Below are 15,175 nucleotides of genomic sequence, written 5' to 3'. Positions count from 1 at the left end.
GTTACGCCTTCCGGTGGTCTCGCCACCGGCGTGCGGCGCCGACCATACGAACCGTCCACGGGTCGGGGTCCTGTTCGCCGATCTCGTCCCACATGTTGGCGTTGGCGACGGCGAACGCGTCGATCCCGAGGGCAGGGGCCGCCTGCCACGTGGGGACGCGGGAGGCCCATTCCTCAGCCGAGACGGGGTCGTGCCCGGATGCGATCAACCAGATCACCCAATACCCGGCGTCCAGCCACGGGGCGCCCTTTGTAGCCCAGGCCCAGTCAACGAGCTGGGCGCCCTGGTCGGTCACGAGAACGTTCGTGTTATGCCAGTCGGTGTGGAGCAACGCGTCCCCGGCGAAATGATCGAGATCTTCCGGCCAGGCGGCATACCGGGCTAGGCGCTGCTCGGCGTATCGAAGTTCGATCGGCGGGCAGGGGATAGCCGACAGGCGCCGCAGCACGTCAACGACCTCCGGTAGGTCGGGCGAGTCGGGACGGTAGTCGGCGTGGTGCCCGTCGACCGCTTCGAAGATCAGCATGTCCCACCCGCCGGACTCCACTCGGCCTACCAGGGCCGGGGCGATTTCCCGCACGTACGGGTTCACCTCGGCCTCTCGGGCCTGCGTCCATACCCGGCGGTGATCTGCCCGGAGCCCCTTCACGTAGTACTCGCCGGTCTGCGAGATGAGGCGGGCGGCGATTTCGCTGTTGAAGCCCTCGGCCTCCGACTCGACTTTCAGGGGCGGGCCTGTGTGTACTTCGACGGCCCTGCGCGCCGTAACGGGCAGGTCGGCGTACGGGATTCGGGGTGTGGTCACGGTCGTCCGTTCGTCGGTCGTGGTAGGCCCCCGGGCGGGCCCCAGGTTGAACGCTGGGAGCCTGCCCGGGGACACGTCACGCTACTGCCGGGTTACCGGTACGGGTTGTCGTCGTTGCACCCGGGCAGCGCGTCGGCGCCGAACGCCTCGGCGTCGTCGATGAACGACAGCTCGTCGTCCTCCTCGGTGCGGGTGGGGCTCATCTCGACCATGACAGCGGTCATGCTGCACTCTCCTTCTGTCCGTGTTGGCAGTAGTTCCTGAGTGGTGCCTTCGCCTCCTGGTAGCGCTTGGCCAGCGGCCTGCACACCGAGCATTTCTCGGAGAGCTGGCAGCCGGCACAGCCACCGGTGCGAAGCATGAGGCCGTCGGCAATCACGCCGAGGCGGGAGAGTCCTTGGACTCCTTCGGTCATCAGGTCAACCTGTTCGTCGCGGGCGACCTTGCAGATGGACGCTCGGCCGTGCGGGTCGACGTGCAGGAAGGTGTGACCGGCGTTGCAGCCCTCGAACCGCCCGAGCGGCTTGAGGTGGGCGGCGCTCTGAGATTCGAGTGTCTGGCCCCCGCCGTAGATCGTCGGGGACATCTGGGTGTACTCGATGTACGGCACGCCGAGGTCATCGGCCATGCCGCGCATGCGTTCCTGCTCGTGTGCGGTTTTCGCCGTGATGATCAGCGACAGGCGCACGGGCAACCCCGCCTCGACGGCGGCGGCCAGTCCGGTGGTGACGCGCTTGAACGCGCCACGGCTGTGGGTGAAGCCGTCGAACGTTTCTTGCGTGGCGCCGTACAGGGACACGGCGACCCGGTGCGGGCGGACGGAGGTCAGCACGTCCAGGATCTCCGGCCGGGACAGCCTCGACCCGTTCGTCTGGACCTCGATCATCATTCCGAGGTCGTGAGCGAGCCGCGCGGCGCCGGGGAAGTCCCGGTCGATCAGGGGTTCGCCCCCGGTCATCTGGAGCCAGAGGACACCAGCATCCCGCAGGGTCCGCAACAGACCGTGCTTCCCTGCCTCGTCCAGGCCCGCGAACGGCCGCTCTCCCAGGAAGCAGTGATCACAGCCGAAGTCGCACCCAAGGTTGAGTTCCCAACTGGCCCGGCTGTGTCCGAACACCGAGGGCCGCCGGATCAGCACCGACTCGGCGACCCGGCGCACGGGCAGATCTGCGCTCCATCGGGCCTTCGCGGCGGACAGCAGCCACGGGGGACACATCTCACCGCGCGCGCTGGCGAGTCCCAGTTCCCGGAACCGCTTCTCGGGCAGCTTGATCGCTTCTCGGCGGCCCGGCCGCAGTAGCACATGCGAGCCCACGAAAGGGGCCGCTATCAGGTCGTACACCGTGCCTTGCCTCCTTGGCTGTGCGCAGGGCTGTACTTGGTCGGTGGTGCCCGTCCCGGTCGAACCCCAGCTCGGCTGGGGCGGGGGTCTGTGGCGGCCCTGCCCGTCCCGCCGGGGGGATTCGGTCGGGGCAGGGCCGTGGGGCCCACGAGAGGCCGAGGACGCCCTTTCCGGGCCTCTCGCGGGGGCTAGTTGGGCCGGTTGGGCGGTCGGTCCACCCGGCGCCGTCGGTGGGGGCTGTGGTCGTCCAGGATCGTGCGGAGCAGGCCGAGGATGACCGAGGAATCCCGGTCCGGACTGTCGAGTTCGCGCCGCAACATATCCCGGGTGAGTGCCTGGCACGTCTCGCGGAAATACCGGTCCTCGGCACGGATGCGTTCCACTGCCCTGACGGCCTGGCGCCGCTTGGGGCTAACGGCGAGCACGACGGGCGAGAGCTGGATGTAAGCGCCCCAGATCCACGCCCACGTGATCCGAGGCTCACGGACCAGGCTTCGCGCGGTTCGACCGAGGAACGCGAGTCGGCTGTGTGATCTCACGCTGCGATCACCTCGGCCTGGCCCATGGTTGCCCGCAGTTTGGCGCGGTGGCGCTTTCGCTCGGCCCGCTCGAAGCCCACCCGGCAGAGCGGCAGCGACATGGCGTCGGGGCCGTAGCTGGCCCCTGCCGCTACCAGGGTCCACCGGTCGCAGCAGAAGCATTTACCGAGCTTCCACGCCTTCCGGGGCGGCAACGGGTAGTGCTCCACTGTCGGGCTTCCTCTCGCGGTGGCGCCGCAGGTTGCGGCGGCCGAAGTACTGGACTTGGGATTCGTTGTGCTTCTCGGCATACTCGGCGGGCCACAGGACACCGAACCTGCCGCATACCGGGCATTCCCAGGGCTGTGCTGTCTCGGTGCCCTTGCCCACCAGCTCGGTGCGTGTCTCGCAGTCCCGGCCGGGACAGACCGGCCCGGCCTCGGTGGTCATGCGGCGTCGCCGGCCGTGGTGGGCCGGGGCCGCGACGGCACCTGAACTTCAATCAACTCCGGTTTTTCGCCGACCCGTTCGACACTGGCGGGCTTCGTGGTCCACTCGATTCCACCGCCCCGCGGGCGCAGGTGGGCCTCTCCGTTGTGCTGGCCCATGTAGACGCCTTCGACGCCGATGGCGCGGTCCTTGACCACCTCGCCAACCTTGGGGACGTACACACGCTGTCTGGTGGCCACGTCCGCTCCCTTCCGTAGTCGAGCTACTACCCAGCATCGGCAGCTAGCCGTACGATCGCCAGGGTTTTGCCCTTAACAGCAATGTCGTGTGAAGGGACCTACCGGTCATGAATGAAACCGTCCTTGACGATCAGTCATCTCCGCAGGTGCGGTTCGGCGAGGAACTGCGCAGGTCACGGCGGGCTAGGCGCTGGTCTCAGGTGGTGGCGGCCGAACGCCTGGGGTACTCCCCCGCACACGTCTCGTACGTCGAAAGAGCTAAGCGTTCCGCAACAAGGCCGCTGGCTGTGAAGGCCGATGAGGTGTTCGAAACAGGACAGAAGTTCTACGAACTCTGGCGACGCTGCACCCGTGCGGCGCTCCTTGAGGGCTTCGCAGAGTTCGCCGATGCCGAGGCCAGGTGTCGCCGTCTGCGGACCGTAGGTCTGGTCATCGTGCCCGGCTTGTTCCAGACTCCCGCGTACGCCAGAGCGCTGGCACAGGCGTCCGTAAGGCGCGGCGCGATCAGCCAGGCCGAGGCAGACGAGCGAACCGAATACCTGGCTCTGCGGCAGGAGATCCTGGATCAGAAGACGCCGCCAATGGTTCACGCAGTGATCGAAGAGGGGGCACTACTGCGCACAGTCGGCGGTCTGCGGGTCATGGCCGAGCAACTTCGCCACCTTGAGGACTTGGCTGGGCGACCGAACATCACCATCCAGATGGCCCCCTTCGGTATCGGCGAGAACCTCCCCTTCACTCTGCCGGTGGTTCTGTTGAACCTGCCGGACCACTCGGTCGTGGGGTACGCAGAATCAACAGCCAAGGGCCATCTTGAGCGGTCGCGCACAACGGTCGCCGGGTGGGAGAGAGAGTACGATCAGCTACTGGTGGAAGCGCTGCCCACAGCGGCATCCCTGGCACTGATCCGTAAGGTTCGAAAGGAACTTCAGCCATGACCGACCCTGTAGACCTGACTGGCGTTTCCTGGGTCAAGTCGTCGTACAGCAACAACGGCGGCGACTGCATCGAAGTCGCCCCCGGCTTCCCCGGCGTGATGCCCGTCCGGGACTCCAAGGACCCCGAGGGCCCCAAGCTCATGTTCTCCGCCGAGGCGTGGGCCTCGTTCGTCCAGGCGGCGGCGGACGGCAAGTTCGGCGACGTGTGAGCCGCCGCACGAAGCACAAAAGAACCCCCGTCCGGAGCGGTCGGGGGTTCTTCTGTCTGAGGGCCTACTCCGTGTCTCCCTGGCCCTCGGCCGGCTCCAGGAACGGGTAGGGGTCGACGGGCTTCCCGGCCGCCCGCATGGCGGCCTGCCAGTCGCTCACGGCGGCCTGGCCGCAGCGTCGTGCCATGTCCTCGACTAGCCAGTCCTCAAGGGTCGCGGACGGCGCCATCTGCCCGTCCAGCCACTCGGTACACAGTTCCCGCAGGGACAGGCTGGCGATCATCGCCCGTGCCCTCTCGAAGTCTCTCCGGCCGGGTGCTACCCCGTCGGCCCCCCGCCGCTTTCGCTGAGTCATGGCCGCCAACGTAACAGCGTGCTAGCACGCCAGCAACGGCCGGGTGGCAGTCGGACTATGCACCCAACGCAAAATGAGCCCCCGACCATTTAGGCCGAGGGCTCATTTTGAATTGATAGGGCTTTACGCGGCCATTGCTCTACCTTTCACATTCGCATTACTGACTCGGCGAATCGCTTCGGCACGGCCGCGGGGGCTCAGGAGTAGTCGGGTGGTCCGCACTCCATTTTGATCCGGTTCGGTGTCGATTATCGCCAGCCTTTTACATACGAGTGAGAGCATGACCGGATATTCCGGCCCTATCTCCAGAATGTCCGGCATTTCCGCGTACGCCGTAAGGAGAACCGAAATTTCTTCGGTCGTCAGCGCAACCACGGGTGTCCCCCCTTGCCTCGGTGACGCGACGACCGAAAGCTAACATGCAGGTGGTTCGAACTTGAAACCGATCATTCAGGCGGCGTAGCGGGCCACCCCGTCAGACTCAGAAATGGGCACGCTCCCATACATAAAACACCTGGCCAGGGGCGTACGGATGCCATCCTGGCGTGCTGTCGAATCGGAGCAGGACGACCCGCTTGTCATCTCGGCGCTCGAATTGGACGGCCAGCACGACGGGTCGCGCCGTGGTGCCGATCACATCGCCGATTGCAAGACTTGCGGCAGGCTTGGCGGTTCGCATGGTCCCCTCTTGGGCAGTGTGAGATCTCACCCTGAAACGACGAAATGGCCCCCGCCCCTCACGCGGAGAGACGGGGGCCGGCTGCGCTGGGCGCTAGGTCCAACGGCTTTTCCCGAGTAGATATCGCGCCATTTCCATTCGACTTTCCGCCGAGGCGGACGGGCCGAGCATTTCAGTTGCGCGGATAAAGGCTCGCTCCCGGTCCTCGGTGCCCGGGGCGGGCATCATGGACTCGGCGAAGGTCGCCCGGCGGGCCGCTTTGTCCGCCCATTCTTCGGCCTCGACCATTTCGGGTGTACGGGGGTCGACGGGGGGTATATCGGCAGGGCCGGGCAGGGCGGTGGCTGCTGCGCGGTGAGCGGCGCCGGTCCGACCGAGGCGGCGGACCGCCACGGCCAGGGTGTCCACGTCCTCGGGCCGCAGGTAGAACCCGCCGACCGCTCCCCCGCCCTCGTGTGTGGTGATCAGTACGTCCCCGTCCTTGTCGACCTTGAGGACCAGGGCGTCCCCGTTGACGTGATGGTCCTCGAACCGGTACTCGGTGCGTTCGGGCAGGTTCACGGTCGGGCTCCTCTCAGAAGCGCCAGGACGGACCGGTCCGGCCCTCAAGGCTGCGGATGATGTCGGCACGCGCACGCCGGGCCGCCTCGGTGCGCTGGCGCTCGGTCTCGGCACGCTTGCGCTCGGCCTCGGCCTTCGCGTCCTCCTCGGCCTCAAGGCGCTTGCGCATCGCCTCGGAGGTGATCCGGTTCGCCTCGGCGGTCAGCCACGCGGCGAGTGCCTGCATGTGCTCCGGCTCAAGGCGGGTGTTCGCGGCAGCGGCCAGCAGTACGCCGCTGTTGTCCCCCTCCGGGGCAACCAGGGTGATGCGGCCGGACTTGGCGTTCATGGTGGTGACGGTGCGGGTGTTGAGCTTGACGGACATGGGGTTCTCTCCTGTTGCAGTGTTAGATCTAGCGCTGGTCGTCGTCGGTGGGGTCGAGTAGGTCGGCGGCCCATGTCGGGCCGGTCGGGTCCTCGGCCAGGTCGAGCACGCTCGCGCCGGCTAGGGCGGCGTCCTCGGGGGTCATGTAGCGAGGCACGGTTCAACTCCCGTGTGCGGAGGGGCGGTTTAGGCGGCGATGGATTCCGCGGTGGCAAGGGCGTCCTCGAAGTCCCCGTAGCTGCGCCGGAGTTTGGCCAGGCCAGCCGACTTGTGGGCCTTCACAGCGGCCGTGGTGGTGCCGATCTCCCCCGCTATCGCCTCAAGGTCGGGGGTCACGTCCGCCCCGCGCATGCCGATGGCGGACACCTTGACCAGCCAGGCGGCGCCCGAGGTGCCATACGTGTGGTCGATCACCTGGCGCTGGGTGGGCGACAGCTTGGGCAGTAGCACCCGGTTCACCAGGGCGGCGCGGGTGTGCTGGTCGTGGGCCACGTCGTCGCGGACCAGGCCGAGGGAGGCGTCAGCCTTGCCCTGGCGCTCGGCCCATCGGTCCTGCGGCGACTTCACCCGGTCGCCCCGGAACTTGAACTCTCGCTGCGCGGCCTCGGCGTCGTCGTGGGTCATGGTGTCGAGTGCGACCGGCGGGGCGAACGCCAGGCGGGCCGCACGGGCGGACTCCCGCGAGAGGCGGTGCTTGGTGTCCGGCAGCGTCCTGACAAGGGCCTCGGCGGCGTCGTGGTCGCCGTCGGCCTCCCGCAGAGCGGCGAGGTAGGTTCGGGCGTCGCGCTGGTCGACGCCGGGCGTCGTCTCCTGCCATGCGGCCTGAGAGATGGCGTTCTTGATGCGGGTCATGGCGTACGTGGTGAAGGTGGCGCCCGGCTGCGGAGAGTAGTCCTTGAGGGCCCCCAGGATGGCCATCCGTCCTTCCTGCGCCATGTCGTCGCGGTGTGCCATCCCGTTGGCGGTGCGCTCGGCGCGCTGGTGGGCCAGGGCGATGACGGCGCCCTCAAGGCGGGCAAGGACGGCCTCGACGGCGTGGGGGTCGCCAGCCTGCGCGGCGGCCACGGTGGCGGCCAGGTCGTCGGCGTCGGCGGGGGTGTTCGGGCAGGTCAGGGCGTGCGTCATCGCGGCTTGGCTCCGTGGTGCGGTGGCTGAGTCGCGGGGGTTGATGGGGGCCGGTAAAGGGCCCCGAAAGGGCATGGACATGCCAGGGCTTGGGGTGCAGAACGGCAGTCGGAGGCCGTGCACGCGCCGAGCTAAGTCCCCCGCGCGAAAGGGGAGTTAAGGAATTTGGGCAGGCCAGATGGCGGCGCGGCGCGCGCTATGGCTGCGCCGACCGGTGCCTAGATATGCGAAAGCCCCCGCCCGTCCGGGGTCGCCGGACGAACGGGGGCCAGGAGAGGCGCTAGAACGCCGCCGTGCCCGCCGTCGACCGACCGGAGGGCAGGGAACCGCGCTGGCTTAGCGCGTGGGCGAGGATCGCCACACAGGCCCGCAGCAGGCGGGCGGTCGCGCGGGCCACGGCCACGGTGCGGGCGGCGACGCGGAAGGGCAAGACGGCCAACACGTTGAGGATGGCCAGGGCGCCGGTCAGCCGGCGAACCCGGACCAGCTCGGCGGCGGCGTGGGCCTCACCCGAACGGGCCGCGCTGACGATGGCCTCGGCCACCAGGACGCGGGCCGCCATGGGGTAGCTGGACAGAGTGAAGCGCAGGTACACGCGCACGGCGGCGAACATCACGTCCCGGCCGATGCGGGCCCGGCCAGCGTCACGCCGGACGGTCTCCAGCACGCGAGTGGCGGCGTCAAGGAAGAACGCGCCGAGGCGCCGCAGTAGCGTGGTGCGGGTAGCGCGCACAGCCATACGGCCCCAAGGCGTGACGCGGCCAAGCTGGGACACAGAGAGTCACCCCCCAAATTCGTTCAGTCGTTCGAGAGAGAACGTAAGCATGCGGTTCGAATCTGAACAAGCGTTATTTCGGCACGTCGAACCACCAATGGCTACACTGAGTGATGGCCTGGTGGCACCTTAAGGAATCCTAGAACGTGCTGGTGACAGTGCCCGCCGAGCGACCCGAGGTGCCGGGCGATCGCGCCCAAGGACCGGTGCGGGCAGCGTTAGATCTGACACTGCCCGCAACGGGTGCCGAGCACGTCCGCCCGTAGCCACTCCCACGGGTCACGGTCCGACTTGGCCAGGTTGCAGGGTGAGCACAGCGGCAGCAGGTTGTAGACGCTGTGCTCACCCCCTCGGGCCAAGGGTTGGATGTGGTCGGCGTGGTCGGGTGGCCCCCAGCAGGCGACACAGGCGTACGCGCCGAGGTCGTCCCACCAGTCGGCCAGGGCCTCGGGGGTCACGGTCGGGGGGACCTTGGTCCGTCGGCGGGCCAGGGTCCGGTAGTCCTCGGCCCCGGTCACGCTGCCGCGCCGTACAGGGTTCCCCAACTTCTCCCGCCGACCTTGCCCTTGGCGTCGATCCGTACCCCGAACAGGTCCATGGTCATGGCCTTTTCGACGGTACGGCGAACTTCCTCGGCCTCGGCCTTGGGAGCGGATAGGACCACCTCGTCGTGGATCGGCAGGCGCAACAGGTCCAGCGCGCCAGCGTCCTGAATGTTGATCAGAGCCTGGCCCAACAGATCGCGGGCCGTCGACTGGCACATGTAGTTGACCGCCGCGTACGTCCTGTCCCGGTCCAGTGGCAACCGGCGCCCGACCGGGGAGACCAACACCATGTTGTTGGCGAACGCCTCACGCTGCCAGGCGTTGGACGCCCGCTTGATCTCGGGGTAGACGCGCCCATACGTCTTGCGGGCGTGCTGGATTTCGTCCAGCGGGGCGCCGGTCTGGCGGTGGATGGTTTCTGCGCCACCACCGTAGATCGTGGCCAGGCCCACGCCCTTGGCCAGTCGGCGGTGATCCTGGGTGAACCCGGGACCATAGACCAACTCGGCCGTGTAGTCGTGGAGATCGGCCCCGGCCTTGATGGCGGCCTTCATCTTCTTCACGTCCGCCAGGGCCGCCAACACGCGCATCTCCACGGCGGTGAAGTCCACCGCAACGACCACTTCGCCGGGATCGGCGAGCAGCGCGCGGCGGATCGTCCAGTTCCCGGACGGGAGCGTCTGGAGAGCCGGCCGGGAGATGGACATACGTCCTGTCCGGGCCTGCTGGTGCCGGATGTCGCAGTGGACGCGTCCGCGAACGTCCATGGTTTCCAGGAATGTTGAGGCGTAGGCGGATCTCCACTTGGACGCCCTCTTGGCCCTGACGATGGCCTCGGCCAGGGGGTTGGGCTGGCGCAGGTCCAGCCGGTCCCACGACAGGTCACGGTCGGCCAGGGCCAGGAGGACGGCCTTGTCGACGCGGAGCTGTCCCCCGGCGGTGCGGTCGGTCAGCTTCTCGCCCATGGCCCCCAGGGCGTCCGCCACCTGCGTGGTCGAGTTGATGTTGTCGACGCCGAACCGCGCAGCGAGTAGGGCGAACTCCTCGGCTTCGGCCAGGAGTTGTTCGTCAAGCTCGCGGACGTACTCCACGTCCAGGACCATTCCGCGGCGCTGCATCACGGCGCAGATGAACGCGAGTCGGTGTTCGTACTCCACCAGCTTGGGCCGGATGTCCAGCTCTCGATGCACCCGGCGCATCACTTCCAGCAGCCAGGACCCGAGGATGACGTCAAGTCCCGCGTACAGCTCGTACGTTGGGTGCGTGAGGGGTATTCGGGCCCAGCCGTTCGCCTTGGTGAGCTTGAGCGCCCGGAACGTGGCCGTGAGGTCCCCTTGGGTATCCGGGGCGGCCGGGTCGATCCAGTGCGCGGACAAGGGCTTGAGGCCGGTACCGATGCCGCCTTCTTGGGGCTGGCGGGGGTCCACCAGCGTGGCCAGGATCTTGGTGTCCACGGTGCGCGGGTACAGATCCTCAAGGCTCACCCCGAGGTGCGTGTCACAGACCAACCAGTCGAACGGTGCGTTGTGGATGGTGAGTTGCGGCAGGCGGAGCAGCCACTTGCGGGCGGCGGCGGCGAACTGGCCGCCGTACTCGACCGGCAGGACCCATGCGGTGGTGAGGTCGCCGAACTGGCAGAGCCTCAAGCGGTAGCCGGGCGAGAACACGTCCAGGCCCGAGGTTTCGGTGTCGAACCCGACGACGGCCTCGGCCTCGGCCTTGGCCGTGCACCAGGCGTCGAACTTGGCCAGGTCCTCCGCCGTCTCGACAACACGGATTTCTACCGGCTGACCGGCGATCCGGTACGGGTGGACCCGCAATGTGTTTCTCCTTGCTATTCGCCCCCGAAGATGCCGGGGCCGGCTGGCGTGGATTCGGCGAGCTTCACGCCGACCAGTGCCATTCCGAAACTGAGTCGCTTACGGGGGACGCCCCGTTCTTCCATGGCGGTGTAGAAAGCGCGTCGGGTCCAGCGCTCGCGGTACTGGAGGTTTTCCGCCTCGCACCACTGGAGATACGCGCTGAATGCGTCGCTTCCCCGGATGTGGTCGTTTTCCGTGGCGGGTACGAGAGTGCCCGGGTAGAAGCCGAAAAGGGCGTCCGACGTTTCCCGGTAGTTCCGGGTCGAGTCCTGTACGACCGGCGGGTCCTGCAATCCGCTGGCGTGCCATTCGACGGCGCCTCGGACTGCCCACGCAATGATTCCTTCGGCCTCGGCGAGCAGGTCCGCAGAGAGGTTGTAGTCCCGTTCGTGCGGGGCGAAGAACCGGGCGAACGGAATCATTTTCACGCGGCGCCAAAGGCCGTCGTCCTGACCCTTGAATGGGGGCTTGTGGTTGGTCGCAAGCAGGATGAGAAATGTCGGCTTGAACTCGAAGAATTCACGGCGCAAGAACCGTGCGGCTACCTTGTCCTTTCCGGTCACCCGCTTGATGGTCGCCTCGCTCAGCGGCTTGCCGGCCTCGCCTTCCGAGGCCATGACCAGGCGTGATCCCCTCAACGAGGCGATGTCATTCGGGATGCCGCCGCCTCCGGTGCGTTCCTCGAAGGTGGCGAAAGGCGTTGTCTTGGAGATGCCGGAGAAGATTTCAGACAGCGTGTCCGTGAATACGGATTTTCCGTTCGCGCCTTTTCCGTAAAGGACGGCGAAGCACTGTTCGGCGACCGATCCGGTAATGCCGTAGCCGACCAGTCGGCGGATGTAGTCCTTGAGTTCCTGATGGGCCGGGAAGATCTCGGAGAGGAACCGGAGCCAGCGCTTGCATTCGGCCTCGGGCCGGTAGTCGTAGGGCAGACAGACGGTCAGCAGGTCGGTTTTCCGGTGTTCCCGCAGGATGCCGGTCCGCAGGTTCACGACGCCGTTCCGGAAGGAAAGCAGCTCGGGCCGGTTGTCAAAGTCGTCGGAGTTCACGAATACCGAGGGCACGGAACGCAGTTCCCGCATGAGATCTTCGATTCGCCGGCTCATGGTGAAACCTTTCGCCGCGCGACCGATCGGGCAGTCCTTTTCGGGCTCCAAGCCCTGTTCCTTGCGGTCCTCGCGGCGCTTTGCGGCGGCCACGGTGAGCGCTGCCCCCATCGAATGGATGAGCTGGCGGACTTTCACCTCGTCGTCGCGCTCCCAAACGCGCCCGTTCCAGACGTGGAATCCGAGGCCCGGGGCGTATCGAATTCGGCCGTCCGACCATGCCACCAATGCGTGGGCATTCAGAACGTCGCTGGCCCCGTAGCGCTCCATGGTCCGTTCCAGGACGGACAGGGCGTGGACGGCCTCGTCCTCCGAGGGCATGGCGGTGCCAAGGTGGGCGTCCAGCTCGGCGTGCCCCTCGGCCGTCGACACCGGTAGCGCCGAGTCGACGGCGGCGCCGAGCTGTTGGACGAACTGGTCGACGGCGGCGGCCCGCCAGTCGGTCAGGTCCATGCCCGAGGCGGGCGGGACCAGGTGGTGAACGTCGAACCCGTACGGGCGCAGGGCCAGGGCGATGGCGGCGGCGAAGCGGTACCCGGCGGCGTCCCGGTCGGACGACACCAGGACGCGGCGACCGGCCAGGCCCTCGGCCAACTCGGCGGCCAGCTCGGGTGAGGCGGCCAACGACGCGCCCCGGATCACGACGGCGCCGTACCCGGCCGCGCGGGCGGTGAGGCCGTCGCCGGGGCCCTCGGTGATGATCACCACGTCCGAGGCGGCGGGCAGAACGCCGTAGGCCGTCCAGCGCATCCCTGTGGGGTTCGCCAGGGAGAGCCAGCGCTTGGGGCAGCGGCCTGTGAGGTCTCGGCCTTGCAGGCCCTTGGGCAGGCCGTTGAAGTTGCGCAGGGGGACGACCAGGCGGGGGTAGCGGGTGTACGCGGCGGGCAGGTAGGCGAACGCGGGTATGGCGTCCGAGGCGTCGTCCACGCCAAGTTCCAGCTCAGCGGCCAGTTCGTCGCCGACGCCGAACCGGTCGGCCAGGTAGGCGCGGGCGGCGGCGGCCCATTCGGCGGAGTAGTCGAACAGGCGGGCCGAGGCGGCGTCCACGTAGTGGGCCAGGGCGGCGACGGGGGCGCCGGACACCAGGTCGGGCCGTTCGGCCGGGGCGGAGTCGACCACGGTTCCGGGGGCGACGTTGAACAGGTCGGACATGGACAGCCGGGCGGCGGTGAGGACGGCCGAGGTCGGGCAGCCGGCTCGGCAGTGGATGCCGACCGTGCCGCCCTGGTGGTGGACCAGCAGCAGGGACGGGCGGCTGTCGTTGTGGGCCGGGCAGCGCACGACCACGCCGTCCGGCACGGTCTCGAAGTCGCCCCCGCCGAGGCGGGTGACCAGGCTGTCCATGTCCATGGGGGTGTCTCTCCTAGGGGTTGGGTGGGGCCTCCCGCAGGGCGCGGAGGATGCGGACGAAGGTGGCCAGGTCGGTGACGACGTATCCGTCCTTGACGTTCTTGCGGGGCGCCTTGATCACGGCGACGCCGAACGGCATGCCCGCGTTCACGGCCTCGGCATTGGCCTGGCGGACGTACTCGGGCAACGTGATGCGCTTCTCGGCCTTGCACTCGATCACCACGGGCCAGGCGTGCAAGTCGCCTACGTCGTACCGGCCTTGCTGTGTCTGGCGCTTGCAGTTGTGCGGGTCCGCGGAATCGGCGAACTGGCGCGACTCTCCCTCAACTGGCGGTAGATACTTGCCAGTTGAGTCATTGATGAAGTCGCGGACCGTGGTTTCCCAGGCCGTGCCCTTGCGCTTGGACTCATTGGCCACGCGACCGCCAGGCGTCGCGGACGGCCGCCAGGCCCTCGGCCAGCAGCAGACAGAACACGCCGAGCAGCACCAGGGCGCAGCCGGCCAGGGCAACCAGGGCCAGCAGGTTGGCGGTCAGGACGGTCCAACTCACTGTCATGGGCGCCCCTTTCGGTCCCGCAGGGTGGTGACCAGGGCATGGATGCCGAGGGTGAGCAGCAGGGCGAGTAGGACGGCCTCGGCGCCGAGCAGGAACCGCAGGGCGGTGCCGAACGCTTCACGGTCCATCGGGGATCACGCCCTCGACCAGCAGCAGGGCACCCCGGGTTGCGCCGACCACGGCGGCGTCCAGTACGCGGGAGAAGTCGGCGCGGCTGCGCGCGTCGTCGTAGATCACGATGTTGTCGCCCACTCCGGCGGTGCGCAGGTCACCGAGGGGTGGGCACTGTTCGGGGGTTACGCGGAAGATCACGGGTCACCGGCCCGGGGGGACGGTCACGGCCACGTGCTCGGTCGTGATGTTCACCTCGCGCATGCAGCGGCGCTTAACGAACCCGCTCTCGTTGCCGGTTGGGCGCACGCGCAGGAACGGGACGACGCGCCCGCCCACCAGGGCGCTGGACACGCGGGTGACGACGCCCTCGGCGAGGCGCACCCGGTTGTTGAGGCGGGCGGCGTAGACGATCACGGCGCCGGGGGTGATCGGGACTCCGGCTATGTCGGTGGCTGGACTCTTGGCCAAGTGCTCTCTCCTTGCACGGGCATGGGAAAGGGGGCGGGTCATGGCGACCCGCCCCCTTGGGCAGCGTGAGATCTCACACTGGTGGTGCGTTAGAAACCGACGCGGGACAGGTCCGAGCGCTCGGCGTCGCCGTCGTACGGCTTGAGGACCTTGAGGACGGGCTTGCGGAACGCCACGTCCTGACCGGCCGAGGTCTGGAACTCGACCAGTTCCAGGGTCAGGCGGACGACGGCCGGACCGCCGACCTTGTCCAGGGCCTCGGCGTACTCGTGGGCGACCTTGGCCAGCTCCCAAGAGCTGGACGTGAACTTGAACTTGCCCAGCAGCGGATCACTGGCCAGGCGGAAGGTCAGCGAGATGGACGGGGCCGGGCCTCGGCCCGACTTGGCCCACGCCTTGCGGTCGGCCAGCATCGGCGGGCAGCCGCACGGCTGGCCCTGGTCCTCCTCGGGGCCGAGGAACACGGCGCCGTTGCACTCGTGGATGGGACCGGAGCGGCCCCACAGGATCAGGCGGCTGTCGATGGCGTCGCCGTTGTCCACGATGATGTCCACCGAGGGGGACTCGGTGAGTACCTGGTAGATGTCCTCACCCGAGGTGTCCCACGTCTCGGACTCGCCGCCGAGGGCGGACGCCACGGTGTCGGCAACGTCCGGGTCGCCGGTCGTGACGCGCCAGTTGGGCAGCGACACCGGACGGTTGAGGCTGTTGAGCATGCCGGACCGGAACTTGCCCACGATGTCGCTGGTGAACTTCGCCTTGGGGCGGGCGTCGGGGTCGGTGTCGAAAATGGCAAGGGTCGACAAGCGGTGG

The 15,175-nt window shown here is 68.0% G+C and carries 23 protein-coding genes; 2 read left to right on the top strand and 21 right to left on the bottom strand.

The features are described 5' to 3' along the window. Nucleotide 1 precedes the first annotated feature (1 nt). The 5 genes from ACF9IK_RS20205 to ACF9IK_RS20185 form a co-directional block, all read right to left on the bottom strand. Nucleotides 2–805, bottom strand: a complete 804-nt coding sequence (locus ACF9IK_RS20205; protein WP_395295582.1) for an aminoglycoside phosphotransferase — start codon at nucleotides 803–805, stop codon at nucleotides 2–4. A gap of 92 nt (nucleotides 806–897) precedes the next feature. Then, nucleotides 898–1,029, bottom strand: coding sequence for a hypothetical protein (locus ACF9IK_RS20200; protein WP_395295581.1), 132 nt, complete (start codon nucleotides 1,027–1,029; stop codon nucleotides 898–900). Next, nucleotides 1,026–2,147, bottom strand: a complete 1,122-nt coding sequence (locus ACF9IK_RS20195; protein ID WP_395295580.1) for a radical SAM protein — start codon at nucleotides 2,145–2,147, stop codon at nucleotides 1,026–1,028. The genes ACF9IK_RS20200 and ACF9IK_RS20195 overlap by 4 nt, the downstream gene beginning before the upstream one ends. Nucleotides 2,148–2,682: 535 nt before the next feature. After that, the gene (locus ACF9IK_RS20190; protein ID WP_395295579.1) at nucleotides 2,683–2,880 is read right to left on the bottom strand and encodes a hypothetical protein; all 198 of its coding nucleotides are present in this window, start codon (nucleotides 2,878–2,880) and stop codon (nucleotides 2,683–2,685) included. A gap of 231 nt (nucleotides 2,881–3,111) precedes the next feature. Beyond that, entirely contained in the window at nucleotides 3,112–3,354 is a 243-nt protein-coding gene (locus ACF9IK_RS20185) for a hypothetical protein (RefSeq protein WP_395295578.1), read from the bottom strand. Between the two features lie 107 nt (nucleotides 3,355–3,461). Between ACF9IK_RS20185 and ACF9IK_RS20180 the strand changes: the two genes are divergently transcribed. Next, on the top strand, nucleotides 3,462–4,292 hold the full coding sequence (locus ACF9IK_RS20180) for a helix-turn-helix domain-containing protein (protein WP_395295577.1): 831 nt from the start codon (nucleotides 3,462–3,464) through the stop codon (nucleotides 4,290–4,292). Beyond that, entirely contained in the window at nucleotides 4,289–4,501 is a 213-nt protein-coding gene (locus tag ACF9IK_RS20175) for a DUF397 domain-containing protein (protein WP_395295576.1), read from the top strand. The genes ACF9IK_RS20180 and ACF9IK_RS20175 overlap by 4 nt, the downstream gene beginning before the upstream one ends. Before the next feature lie 64 nt (nucleotides 4,502–4,565). Here ACF9IK_RS20175 and ACF9IK_RS20170 read toward each other — a convergent pair whose 3' ends face one another. The 16 genes from ACF9IK_RS20170 to ACF9IK_RS20095 form a co-directional block, all read right to left on the bottom strand. Continuing rightward, nucleotides 4,566–4,784 carry a hypothetical protein gene (locus ACF9IK_RS20170; protein WP_395295575.1) on the bottom strand — a complete coding sequence of 73 codons (219 nt, stop codon included), beginning with the start codon at nucleotides 4,782–4,784 and terminating at the stop codon, nucleotides 4,566–4,568. A 553-nt stretch (nucleotides 4,785–5,337) separates the two neighbouring features. Then, nucleotides 5,338–5,535, bottom strand: coding sequence for a hypothetical protein (locus tag ACF9IK_RS20165; protein WP_395295574.1), 198 nt, complete (start codon nucleotides 5,533–5,535; stop codon nucleotides 5,338–5,340). Between the two features lie 93 nt (nucleotides 5,536–5,628). Next, a complete protein-coding gene (locus tag ACF9IK_RS20160) occupies nucleotides 5,629–6,096 on the bottom strand; it encodes a hypothetical protein (protein WP_395295573.1) in 468 nt (155 codons plus the stop codon). A 13-nt stretch (nucleotides 6,097–6,109) separates the two neighbouring features. Beyond that, nucleotides 6,110–6,460, bottom strand: a complete 351-nt coding sequence (locus ACF9IK_RS20155; protein ID WP_073924534.1) for a hypothetical protein — start codon at nucleotides 6,458–6,460, stop codon at nucleotides 6,110–6,112. A 28-nt stretch (nucleotides 6,461–6,488) separates the two neighbouring features. Further along, nucleotides 6,489–6,617: a hypothetical protein gene (locus tag ACF9IK_RS20150; RefSeq protein WP_286158205.1), complete on the bottom strand. Its 129-nt coding sequence runs from the start codon at nucleotides 6,615–6,617 to the stop codon at nucleotides 6,489–6,491. 29 nt (nucleotides 6,618–6,646) lie between these two features. Next, complete coding sequence (locus tag ACF9IK_RS20145; protein WP_395295572.1) at nucleotides 6,647–7,585, bottom strand: sigma-70 family RNA polymerase sigma factor; 939 nt, start codon at nucleotides 7,583–7,585, stop codon at nucleotides 6,647–6,649. A 280-nt stretch (nucleotides 7,586–7,865) separates the two neighbouring features. Further along, nucleotides 7,866–8,324 carry a hypothetical protein gene (locus ACF9IK_RS20140; RefSeq protein WP_395295571.1) on the bottom strand — a complete coding sequence of 153 codons (459 nt, stop codon included), beginning with the start codon at nucleotides 8,322–8,324 and terminating at the stop codon, nucleotides 7,866–7,868. A 254-nt stretch (nucleotides 8,325–8,578) separates the two neighbouring features. Beyond that, a complete protein-coding gene (locus ACF9IK_RS20135; protein WP_395295570.1) occupies nucleotides 8,579–8,878 on the bottom strand; it encodes an HNH endonuclease in 300 nt (99 codons plus the stop codon). Beyond that, nucleotides 8,875–10,725: a DNA polymerase gene (locus tag ACF9IK_RS20130; protein ID WP_395295569.1), complete on the bottom strand. Its 1,851-nt coding sequence runs from the start codon at nucleotides 10,723–10,725 to the stop codon at nucleotides 8,875–8,877. Before ACF9IK_RS20130 ends, ACF9IK_RS20135 begins: the two co-directional genes overlap by 4 nt. A 14-nt stretch (nucleotides 10,726–10,739) precedes the next feature. Next, nucleotides 10,740–13,223, bottom strand: coding sequence for a phage/plasmid primase, P4 family (locus tag ACF9IK_RS20125; RefSeq protein ID WP_395295568.1), 2,484 nt, complete (start codon nucleotides 13,221–13,223; stop codon nucleotides 10,740–10,742). A 13-nt stretch (nucleotides 13,224–13,236) separates the two neighbouring features. Continuing rightward, the gene (locus tag ACF9IK_RS20120; protein ID WP_395295567.1) at nucleotides 13,237–13,461 is read right to left on the bottom strand and encodes a hypothetical protein; all 225 of its coding nucleotides are present in this window, start codon (nucleotides 13,459–13,461) and stop codon (nucleotides 13,237–13,239) included. 169 nt (nucleotides 13,462–13,630) lie between these two features. After that, a complete protein-coding gene (locus ACF9IK_RS20115; protein ID WP_199881513.1) occupies nucleotides 13,631–13,780 on the bottom strand; it encodes a hypothetical protein in 150 nt (49 codons plus the stop codon). Then, a complete protein-coding gene (locus ACF9IK_RS20110; protein ID WP_395295566.1) occupies nucleotides 13,777–13,908 on the bottom strand; it encodes a hypothetical protein in 132 nt (43 codons plus the stop codon). Before ACF9IK_RS20110 ends, ACF9IK_RS20115 begins: the two co-directional genes overlap by 4 nt. Further along, complete coding sequence (locus tag ACF9IK_RS20105) at nucleotides 13,898–14,092, bottom strand: hypothetical protein (RefSeq protein WP_395295565.1); 195 nt, start codon at nucleotides 14,090–14,092, stop codon at nucleotides 13,898–13,900. Before ACF9IK_RS20105 ends, ACF9IK_RS20110 begins: the two co-directional genes overlap by 11 nt. 3 nt (nucleotides 14,093–14,095) lie before the next feature. Next, nucleotides 14,096–14,362, bottom strand: coding sequence for a hypothetical protein (locus ACF9IK_RS20100; RefSeq protein ID WP_043471110.1), 267 nt, complete (start codon nucleotides 14,360–14,362; stop codon nucleotides 14,096–14,098). An 89-nt stretch (nucleotides 14,363–14,451) separates the two neighbouring features. Next, nucleotides 14,452–15,168 (bottom strand): hypothetical protein, encoded by a 717-nt coding sequence (locus ACF9IK_RS20095; protein ID WP_073924542.1) that lies wholly within the window; start codon nucleotides 15,166–15,168, stop codon nucleotides 14,452–14,454. Nucleotides 15,169–15,175: the final 7 nt, after the last annotated feature.

Source organism: Kitasatospora hibisci (assembly GCF_043950205.1).
GTDB lineage: Bacteria > Actinomycetota > Actinomycetes > Streptomycetales > Streptomycetaceae > Kitasatospora > Kitasatospora hibisci.
The sequence above is the reverse complement of the archived record's forward strand: the minus strand, read 5'-3'. Positions and strand labels throughout refer to the sequence as shown.